Origin of the sequence: Brachybacterium sp. AOP3-A1-3, assembly GCF_052378285.1 — a bacterium.
In the GTDB taxonomy this organism is placed as follows: domain Bacteria; phylum Actinomycetota; class Actinomycetes; order Actinomycetales; family Dermabacteraceae; genus Brachybacterium.
On the sequence record NZ_JBQSXM010000012.1, the window covers coordinates 83486 to 91011 of the forward strand.

The 7526-nt window shown below is 65.8% G+C and carries 7 protein-coding genes; 6 read left to right on the forward strand and 1 reads right to left on the reverse strand.

The genetic code is table 11. The features are described from left to right. Window positions 1-70 precede the first annotated feature (70 nt). From ACT3T5_RS14800 to ACT3T5_RS14815, 4 genes are all read left to right on the forward strand, one after another. Window positions 71-1213, forward strand: coding sequence for a DUF1972 domain-containing protein (locus tag ACT3T5_RS14800; protein ID WP_444594745.1), 1143 nt, complete (start codon window positions 71-73; stop codon window positions 1211-1213). Continuing rightward, the gene (locus ACT3T5_RS14805; RefSeq protein WP_444594746.1) at window positions 1210-2325 is read left to right on the forward strand and encodes a Gfo/Idh/MocA family protein; all 1116 of its coding nucleotides are present in this window, start codon (window positions 1210-1212) and stop codon (window positions 2323-2325) included. The genes ACT3T5_RS14800 and ACT3T5_RS14805 overlap by 4 nt, the downstream gene beginning before the upstream one ends. Next, window positions 2322-3224, forward strand: coding sequence for a hypothetical protein (locus ACT3T5_RS14810; RefSeq protein WP_444594747.1), 903 nt, complete (start codon window positions 2322-2324; stop codon window positions 3222-3224). Before ACT3T5_RS14805 ends, ACT3T5_RS14810 begins: the two co-directional genes overlap by 4 nt. Window positions 3225-3298: 74 nt before the next feature. Next, the gene (locus ACT3T5_RS14815) at window positions 3299-4378 is read left to right on the forward strand and encodes a glycosyltransferase family 4 protein (protein WP_444594750.1); all 1080 of its coding nucleotides are present in this window, start codon (window positions 3299-3301) and stop codon (window positions 4376-4378) included. A gap of 2 nt (window positions 4379-4380) precedes the next feature. Here the strand turns inward: ACT3T5_RS14815 and ACT3T5_RS14820 are convergent, their stop codons facing one another. Beyond that, entirely contained in the window at window positions 4381-5106 is a 726-nt protein-coding gene (locus ACT3T5_RS14820) for a CDP-alcohol phosphatidyltransferase family protein (RefSeq protein WP_444594748.1), read from the reverse strand. A gap of 272 nt (window positions 5107-5378) precedes the next feature. Here ACT3T5_RS14820 and ACT3T5_RS14825 point away from each other — a divergent pair, with 272 nt between their 5' ends. Together ACT3T5_RS14825 and ACT3T5_RS14830 are read left to right on the forward strand one after the other, a co-directional pair. Beyond that, entirely contained in the window at window positions 5379-6482 is a 1104-nt protein-coding gene (locus ACT3T5_RS14825) for a polysaccharide pyruvyl transferase family protein (RefSeq protein WP_444594751.1), read from the forward strand. A gap of 98 nt (window positions 6483-6580) precedes the next feature. Then, window positions 6581-7526: lipopolysaccharide biosynthesis protein (locus tag ACT3T5_RS14830; RefSeq protein ID WP_444594749.1), on the forward strand; the 946-nt coding region annotated here is incomplete at its 3' end.

Below are 7526 nucleotides of genomic sequence, written 5' to 3' on the forward strand. Positions count from 1 at the left end.
AGCACCGCCGACCACTCCCACCGCGCCACTTCGGCACAGCCCCCGAGGCGCGGAAGAACGAGGAACTCCCATGCAACCGACCGTCCGGATTCTAGGAACTCACGGCGTCCCCGCCGCATACGGCGGCTTCGAGACCGCTGCGGAGAACGTCGGCATTTATCTTCGGGACCAGGGCTGGAAGGTCATCGTCTATTGCCAGGTCCCCGGCCAGGGTGCAACAACCACCGATGTATGGAACGGGCTCGAGAGGGTGCTGATCCCTGAGTCACGGGACGGCTGGCTAGGGACTTCCTCCTTCGATCTGAAGTCGGTGCGTCACGCTCTCCGCGCTCACCGGAAGGGCGACGTCTGGCTCACCTTCGGATACAACACCGGCGTCTTCGACATCATCCCGCGCCTCCGTCGGATCCCTAACGTCGTCAACATGGACGGCATGGAGTGGACCCGCAAACGGTGGGGTATCGCGAGGCAGGCGATCCTCCTGGCGAACGAGCGGATCGCCGGCTGCGTCGGCAACGTCCTCATCGCGGATCACCCCGTGATCGCCCAGTACCTCGGCCGTCACTTCGGTCGCCGTCGGGTCACCACGATCACCTACGGCGCCCATGAGGTGACCGAGGCCCCGGTAGGCCCGGTCGAGGCCGCAGGGCTGACGCCCGGCCGCTACGGCATCGTCGTCTGCCGACCGATCCCGGAGAACTCCGTGGTGGAGATCGTCTCGGCCTGGTCCCGTAAGCACCGGGGCATGCCCCTGGTCGTCGTCGGCCCGTACGGCGACACGGACCCATACCACGCAGAGGTCATGGCCGCGGCGTCGGACGAAGTCATCTTCCCGGGCGCTATCTTCGAGCCCGCACGACTCAACGCGCTGCGGCATCACGCGGCGCTCTACCTCCATGGCCATACGGTCGGGGGGACCAACCCCTCGCTCGTCGAGGCCATGGCGGCGGGCAACGCGGTCGTCGCCCATCGCAACGTGTACAACACCTGGGTCGCCGGCGAGGGGAACGCGTACTTCACCGACGCCGATGACCTCGGCACGATCCTCGACGATCTCGTGGACGACGCCGCGCGCCAACGCACGATGGGCGCGGCGAGCCATGCCCGCTACCTCTCGGAGTTCACCTGGGACAGAATCGGGGGCGAGTACGAAGCTGCACTGTGCAGAGCGCTCGGCCGACAGCTTCCCGCACGGATCGGAGCCGCCCGATGATCAACCTCGCCGTGGTAGGTCTCGGAAAAATGGGACTCTCCCACCTCTCGATGATCAACGCCCACCCCGACGTGAAGGTGGTGGGCGTCTGCGACGCCACGGGCTACGTGCTCGACGTGCTCACCAAGTACACCGGCATCGCGACGTTCAAGGACCTCACCCGAATGCTCGACGAGACACGGCCCGACGCCGTGATCGTCGCGACTCCTACACACCTGCACTCGGGCATGATCCGCGAGGCACTGCGCCGCGGTATCCACATCTTCTGTGAGAAGCCGCTGGTCCTCGATCCCGTAGAGAGCCTCGAACTCGCAGAACTGGCACAACGGTCCGGGCTGGTCACCCAGGTGGGCTATCACAACCGTTTCGTCGGGACATTCAGCGAGGTCCACCGGTTGCTCGATCACGGGGCCCTGGGCCCCGTCACCACGGCTCTCGCCGAGGCCTACGGTCCCGTCGTCCTGAAGCCGGCCGGCCGCACCTGGCGCAGCCAACGGTCGACCGGCGGCGGATGTCTCTACGACTATGCCGCGCACCCGTTGAACCTGCTGACCTGGTATCTCGGCGCACCGGATGCAGTCAGCGGCAGTTCGCTGACAAGCATCTTCTCGGCGCACATCGATGATGCCGTGGCGAGCACCCTGCACTACCCCCAGGGGAGCGCGCAGATCATCGCCAACTGGTCCGACGAGTCCCAGCGGAAGATGACGACCCGCGTAACCCTGTGGGGCACCCACGGGAAGATCTACGCCGATCGACAGGAGATCCAGGTGTACCTGCGAGACACGGCACCACCTCTGGAGGGGTACGAGCCCGGATGGAACGTCAAGTACACGACGGAACTCATGGAAGCGCCTTGGTTCTACCTGAGGGGCGAGGAGTACAGCGCCCAGCTCGATGCGTTCGTGGGCCGGGTTCACGCCGGCGAGAGCTCCGGACAGAACGACTTCACCTCAGCCTCGGTGACGGACGGGATCATCGCCATGATCAGTGAGGATGCGGGAAACTCACAAGGGCGACTCACCAGGGCGACTGCTGCACCCGCCGCAGAGTCCCTCCCGACTCGCGCGCGGAGCGCATGGCAGCTTCTGCGGGGGGCGAGTGCACGATGACCAGCACCTCCATCTCTATGGATCGCCTGCTCTTCGGCGACAACCAGTTCTTCGGGATCAACCACATGTCCGAGGAGAAGGCCCGCACGCAGCAGATGCGCTTCCAGGACACCGACGCCATAATGAGCGTTCTCGATGCGGCACAGGACGAAGGCGTCCGCACCTTCATGTGCACGACGCACGACCGCATGCAAGAGGTCTGCGACCGGGCGCGCACTGATCCCGCCCGATACAGCCAGATGAAGTTCTTCCCGTGCATGCCGTATGCCCACAAGTACGCCAATGCGATCACCGAAGGAGGTTTCCTGGGCGCCGTCCGCCAATATCTCCCGGAGACCGGCCTCCTGGACAGCGTTGCGCGAGGCACCTCGTCGCTGGCCCGCAAGGACATCGAAGGGATCGCAACGCTCCTGATCGACGCAGAGCTGAAGATGTTCCGCGGCTTGTCCACACCGGTCATCTGGATGCAGAACGTCGTCGTCGACCTCCTGTCCGGGTTGGGCTTCACCGAAGCCTTCCGGATCTTCGCCGACCACGTGCGCACGAAGTACGGCGCAGAACCCGGATTCATCACCATGAATCTGCCCCGGCTGCTCGACGACCTGGACTCGGTCGGCGTCACCAATCCGCTCGTCTGCTCGAACATCAACAAACTCGGTTTCCGCATGTCCGGTGGCGTCGAGGGATATCTCGACGCCATCGAGAAGCGTCCCTTCCGTGCCGTCGCGATGTCCGTCTTCGCAAGCGGAGCGCTGTCGCCCCGTGAGGCGATCGAGTGGACGTGCTCCCTCCCGAATCTCGAATCGATCGTCTTCGGGGCCTCGAGCCGTGCACACATTGCGTCGACCGTGAGCCTCGTCGACGAGTACTGGCCTCACGAGGCGGTCGGCCGGAGATGAGCACCCAGGCTGCCGCCGCGCCCCGGACCGTGCTGGTCGCGAATCCTTCGGCCGACCTCTACGGGTCGGATCGGATGATGTTGGAGGCGGTTCGGGGCCTGCTCAGCCACGGCTCGAGGGTCGTCGTCACGTGCTCCCGGACGGGGCCCCTGGTTCCGGTCCTGGAGGAGCTCGGGGTCGACGTTCATGTCACAGATGTCCCGGTCATCCGCAAGAGCATGCTCTCTCCTCGGGGGATGCTCCATCTGGTCCGGACGGTCGCCTCGAGCTTTCCTCGCATGCGCCGACTCATCCAGGACGTCGGGGCGGATGTGGTCGTCGCGAACACCTTGACCCTCCCGTTCTGGACGCTCGCAGCGAAGTCCTGCGGCCTGCCCGCCATCGTCTACGTCCACGAGGCGGAGTCTTCACTGTCCGTCGCGGCACGAACCCTGCTCACCGCTCCCCTCCGCCTGGCAAGCGGCGTCGTCTTCAATTCCGAGACGAGTCGCCAGGTGTGCCGACCACGATCACTGGAGCGGCGCGGCCGCGTCCGCGTGGTCCTCAATGGAGTGGCGGGGCCGCCCGCGACGCACCCTGCGCGCAGGGAAATCGAGGGTCCCGCACGTCTCGTCTTCGTCGGTCGACTCTCCCCTCGCAAAGGGCCGGACCTCGTCATCGACGCCGTCTCCCTCCTGCGAGAGGGCGGAGTGGAGGCGACAGCCGATCTGGTGGGCGATGTTTTCCCCGGGTACGAGTGGTACGAGGACGAACTGCGAGCTCGCGTGCAGGAACTCGACCTCGAGGAGTGCGTCAGCTTCCGCGGCTTCCGCTCCCCCGTGTGGGGAGCGATCGGCGACGCGGACCTGATGGTCGTCCCCTCTCGGGGCGACGAATCCTTCGGCAACGTCGTGATCGAGTCCCTGCTCTGCGCCCGACCGGTCATCGTCGCGGACCACACCGGACTCCGCGAAGCGGCCTCAGGCTTCGAGAGCGCGGTGCAGGTCGCGACCAACAGCCCCGAGGCGCTCGCCCAGGGGGTCCGACGAATCTTGCAGGACTGGAGTCACATACGGGACGCCGCCGCGCTGGACGCGACCGCGGCACGCGCCAGGCTCGGGACGGAGCGCTTCCACGGCGATTTCAGCCGGGCAGTCAGAGAGCTGGACCGATGAGCTCACGCAACCGCTTCGAGCCCCTTCATCTTGCGGAACCAGACCAGCAGTGCCGCGGCCAAGTAGAGGACCGCCGCGAGTGCGAGCAGGGAATACACGACCATGAAGCCGGGCGCCCATCCCCACAGGACGAACATGAAGCACCAGGTCCCGTAGTCCGTGGGAATTCCCAGCATGGCACGCACGGGCGACGAGCCACCGGCCTGCGCTGCCTGCGGCGCTCCTATCCGAGCGCGCAGCAGATCATTGAGGATCATTCCGAAGAACGTCACGGTGGCGACGACCGTGAAGAGGAGCGGCACCAGCAGCCATTGCACCTCGAGAGACTCGAAGAAGCGGTACGCACCGATCGCCACCGCAATATGCAGGGACACGAGCTTCGCCGAATCCACGATGTGGTCGAGCCACTCCCCCACCAGCGAACCGCCGCCGCGCAGCCTCGCCACCTGGCCGTCCGCGCTGTCCCAGGCATAGCCGATCGCCAGCAGGAGCCAGACCACGATCCCCAGAGGGATGGACGGCGGCACGAGCATGAGCAGGGCAATCCCGGTGAATGTGAAGGCGGCACTGACCAGCGTCACCTGGTTCGGGGTCAGACCGATCGCGTGGGCGACGGACGCGAGGAGACGGCCCACCGGTCGATTCACGTACAGCGAGTAGGCCGGGGCCCCACGCGCGCGACCCTTCTGCGCCTCGGCGAGACTGCGGTAAGACTCAAGAACGGTCACGGGGGATCCTCCGGGTTCCAGTGGACTTCGACGGCAGCATCTCTGCCCACAGCGGTGCAAGCAGTGGTGAACTCTAGGGCGACCGGGCAGATCACTCAGCGCTCGAACTCCAAGAATACCCCCGATCCACCTAAATCCAAAGTTTTCTCTGCAATTTATTGCACCCTCTTCGTGCGCACCGCCTCATTCAAAAGCCCCTTCGTCGCGCCATTTTATATATTCTCAGATCACTCGCCAGGATGCCCGCATTCCTGGCTGCCCGAATGGAAACCATGACAGACAGCTCAAGTAGCCCAAGGCGAATTCTCGTCCTGTGGGCGGCAGAGTCCTCACCGAACCTCGGCGTGGCCGTTCTGGCCCGGGGGTCGCACGACCTCCTGCGCCAAGCCTTCCCAAGCGCCGAGTTCACATTCGCGAACTATGGCGCAAAACCGGCCGAGGTCCCGTGGGGGCGACCGCGATCGCTGGTGCGCGAAAGGGTGCTCCCTCGCTACGGAATGCAGGAGTTCTTCCGCAGTTTCGACCTCGTCTGGGATACCCGTTCTGGCGACAGCTTCGCGGACATCTACGGGCTGGGTCGCCACGTGACGATGAGCATGGTCCATGAGTTCGCCCGCCAAGGCGGCGCACGGGTCGCCATGGCGCCTCAGACCATCGGCCCGTTCACCACACGTCGAGGCCGTGCCCTGGCCAAGCGGACGCTCTCCCGCTCCGATTTCGTGTTCTCCCGCGATCCCGTGAGCACCGAGGTGGCCACCTCGTTGGGGCGCAGTCCGGACCTCACCTCGGCCGATCTGGTCTTCGCCATCGACCAGCCAACTCCTGGAACCTCCCGGGACGTGCTGCTCAATGTCAGCGGGCTGCTGTGGAACGAGAACCCGCACGTCGACGCCGTAGGCTATCGCCGCGTGGTGCGCGAGGTGCTCGACCGCCTTCGCAGCGACGGCCGCGAAGTGACGCTGCTCGCCCACGTCCTGGACACGCCGAACCCTGACAACGACGTCCCCGCGGTGCGAGCTCTCGCCCAGGAGGCCGGAGGCGACCTTGAGATCGTCGTGCCGACGGATCTCGACTCGGTCCGGGAGGCGATCGCCGGCGCGAACGCTTTGATCGGTTCTCGGATGCACGCGTGCTTGAACGCGCTGTCCATGGGGGTGCCCGCGGTGCCTCTCGCCTACTCACGGAAGTTCGCCCCGCTGCTGGACTCGGTGGGGTGGAGCGTAGGTTTCGATCTCCGCACGGACGACCTCGCGACCATGCCGGGCAAGGTCGCAGAGGCCACAGCGCTCCTCGACCCTGCTCAAGCCCGGGCGTCGGCCGCTGCGGGCAGGAAGAGCCTGGATCCGATCATCGACATCTTGCGGGCCGCACCGTGATGGCCACGTCGACTCGGCCCCCGTCCACCGACGGCCGGCCCGGCAGCCTAGGCTCCACAGCGGCACGCGGCGCGCTCACCATGCTCACCGGACAGGGCATGCGCATCCTGTTGCAATTCGCGGGCCTGGTGGTCTTGGCACGTCTGCTCTCTCCCCACGACTACGGACTCCTTGCGATCGTCGTCGTGTTCATCGGCGTCGGGGAGATCTTCCGCGATTTCGGGCTGTCGTCCGCTGCGGTTCGAGCGCCGGAGCTCACGTCCGAGCAGGGCACCAACCTGTTCTGGATCAATACCGGAATCGGCATCGTCCTGGGCGGAGCGCTCTTTGCCGTCGCGACGCCTCTGGCTGCGGTGTACGGCCAAGGCGAGGTTCGTCCGATCGCTCAGGCGATGGCCATCATCTTCGTGCTGAACGGACTGGCGACGCAGTTCCGCGCTCATCTCATGCGCGGACTCCGATTCCGCTGGCTCGCGACCGTGGATGTCCTGGCCGCCGCGCTCGCTCTCGGAGTCGCGATTGGGGGCGCCCTCCTCGGGCTGCAGTACTGGGCGCTCGTCGCACAACAGATCACCCAAGCACTGGTGATCCTTCTCGGTGCTGTCATCGGCGCACGCTGGCGGCCCGGGAAGCCTCGCCGAGACGTCTCCGTCCGCTCCTTCCTGAGGTTCGGCGCGAACCTCGTGCTGTCCCAAGTCGTGAACTACGGAACGAACAACGTCGATACAGCGCTCGTCGGCTACGCCTACGGCGCTGCACCGCTCGGGCTGTACAACAGGGCTTACCAGCTCGTCGTCACGCCACTCAGCCAGATCCAGTCGCCCGTCACCTCCGTCGCCATCCCGATCCTGTCCAAGATCCAGGACGACCAGAGGAGATTCTCGGCGTACCTTGTGCGGGGTCAGCTTGCCCTGGGATATCCGATCTCACTCGGCCTCGTCACGATCGCCATCGCAGCCGACCCAGTCGTCGAACTGATGCTCGGACAGAAGTGGCTCGCCGCAGTACCTCTACTGCAGCTCTTCGCGCTCGCCGGGATCGCGC

Excerpts from the sequence above, each read along its gene's own strand:
- ACT3T5_RS14800 (WP_444594745.1), top strand. The coding sequence starts at position 71 with ATGCAACCGACCGTCCGGATTCTAGGAACTCACGGCGTCCCCGCCGCA.
- ACT3T5_RS14805 (WP_444594746.1), top strand. The coding sequence starts at position 1,210 with ATGATCAACCTCGCCGTGGTAGGTCTCGGAAAAATGGGACTCTCCCAC.
- ACT3T5_RS14810 (WP_444594747.1), top strand. The coding sequence starts at position 2,322 with ATGACCAGCACCTCCATCTCTATGGATCGCCTGCTCTTCGGCGACAAC.
- ACT3T5_RS14815 (WP_444594750.1), top strand. The coding sequence starts at position 3,299 with ATGATGTTGGAGGCGGTTCGGGGCCTGCTCAGCCACGGCTCGAGGGTC.
- ACT3T5_RS14825 (WP_444594751.1), top strand. The coding sequence starts at position 5,379 with ATGACAGACAGCTCAAGTAGCCCAAGGCGAATTCTCGTCCTGTGGGCG.